Below are 1,928 nucleotides of genomic sequence, written 5' to 3'. Positions count from 1 at the left end.
GTATTGTGGCCACTATTTCTTACTATTATTGGAAATGGCATGAACGCTAGTGCAGGATGGTAAAAGTGAATGAAATAAAAAGTTGATATAGGGTTTTAAGTATGTAAGAGAACGTGTTCTGATAAATTGAAAACACGTTCTTTTTTATTGTTAATCTTAATATGAACTCCTTAAATTTATAAGATAATTCGATTGGGAAAAAGATATGTTACTGGAACAAACATATATGTACCTTTGAAACGAACACAATTAATGAATCATCTTAAAAATAATAAAGACGAGGTGAAATGAAAATAAGGGCAGTTAAGTGGCTGTCCTTATTTTATATGCCCTTTTTATTTTCATGCATAGCTCTTTCTCAGTTTATCGTATCAAAATTTGAACGTAAGTATTTCGTAAGGAATGGATAAGAAAAAAGAGAGTTTTATCATATAGGATTAAAGTATAACTTGAATTAATCCTATATTAATAGAGGAGAGGGAGTCTTATGAAAAAATGTAATTCAATTAAGTTAGCAAGTTTGGCAGTTTTATTAGCGGGTACTACTCTATTCACACCAGGTTTTACTGTGAAAGCAGAGTCTGTTCAAAATTTATCTAGTCCGTCACAATCACATGATCAAAAGAATCGGAATGGTTGGAAACAAGTAATGCAGGAAACAGTACAGCTTGGAACCCCAGGAATATTAGCGAAGACGTCTAACAATGGAAAGATTAGTAGTTATACTGCTGGCGTCGCGGATTTAAATACAAAGAAAACAATGAAATCGGATTATCGTTTTCGGATTGGGAGTGTGACGAAGACTTTTACCGCTACGACTGTTCTTCAATTAGTAGGAGAAAATCGCGTGCAACTTGACGATCCAATTGAAAAGTGGCTACCGGGTCTCATTCAAGGAAATGGGTATGATGGCAATCAAATTACGATACGTCAACTTTTGAATCATACGAGTGGTATAGCTGAATATTTAAAGTCAAAAGACGCTGACATAATGAATTCGAGAAAAACGTATACAGCAGAAGAAATAGTGAAAATAGGACTTTCTCTACCCCCAGATTTTTCGCCAGGTAAAGGATGGGCGTATTCAAACACAGGATACGTAATATTGGGAATGCTTATTGAAAAAATAAGTGGCAATAGTTATGCAGAAGAAATTGAAAAACGAATTATTGAACCTTTGGATCTGTCAAATACGTTTTTACCAGGGAATTCACCCGTTATTCCAGGAAAGGATCATGCTCGTGGGTATATGAAAATAGACGAAACAAGTGAATTGAAAGACATGACGTATTATAATCCGAGTTTAGCTAATGCAGCTGGAGATATGATTTCAAATGCGGACGATTTAAATACGTTCTTTGCATCTTTACTCGGTGGTAAGTTACTGAAAGAACGCGAGCTAAAAGAAATGCTTACTACAGTTCCTATAGAAGGAAAAGGTCTTGGTGATGGATATGGTCTTGGGATCTATGAGACGAAACTTTCAAACGGTGTTTCAATTTGGGGTCATGGAGGGTCGATTCCTGGATTTACAACTTTTGTTGGCGGAGTAATTGGAGGCAAACATACATTGGCTGTCAGTATTAACTCTTTAGGTGCGATTGATGTTTTAACACAGTTTAATAAAATGATGCAAGTTGAATTTAAGAAATAGATGAAAAGAAAGCGAATGGAATCCGGCTTTAGTTGTAAATAAAAGAGATGCTTTTTAATTTTGCAAATAAGGACAGTATTAGCATTCATGGTATGGCAGCAATCAAGTATATGTAGAACATAAATACGGATACAAGTGTAATTCAATCTTATAGTCTAGTATAAAAAAGATGTCAGTTGCATGACATCTTTTTTATTTTGGATCAAAGAGATATATTATAAATTTCGAAAATTGTTATTTTTGTAATCATTCCATATAATAAAGAGTATAGGGG

At 34.2% G+C, this 1,928-nt stretch carries 2 protein-coding genes; both read left to right on the top strand.

The genetic code is table 11. The annotated features are described in order from the left end of the window. On the top strand, window positions 1–63 hold a 63-nt coding region (locus AB3X49_RS23265; RefSeq protein WP_503413848.1), incomplete at its 5' end, for a DUF3902 family protein. A gap of 424 nt (window positions 64–487) precedes the next feature. Beyond that, window positions 488–1,654 carry a serine hydrolase domain-containing protein gene (locus tag AB3X49_RS22220; protein WP_309515007.1) on the top strand — a complete coding sequence of 389 codons (1,167 nt, stop codon included), beginning with the start codon at window positions 488–490 and terminating at the stop codon, window positions 1,652–1,654. Window positions 1,655–1,928 lie beyond the last annotated feature (274 nt).

Origin of the sequence: Bacillus sp. C30 (genome assembly GCF_040838255.1) — a bacterium.
Taxonomy (GTDB): domain Bacteria; phylum Bacillota; class Bacilli; order Bacillales; family Bacillaceae_G; genus Bacillus_A; species Bacillus_A mycoides.
Note: the sequence above shows the minus strand (reverse complement) of the source record. Positions and strands in the feature narration are given on the sequence as shown.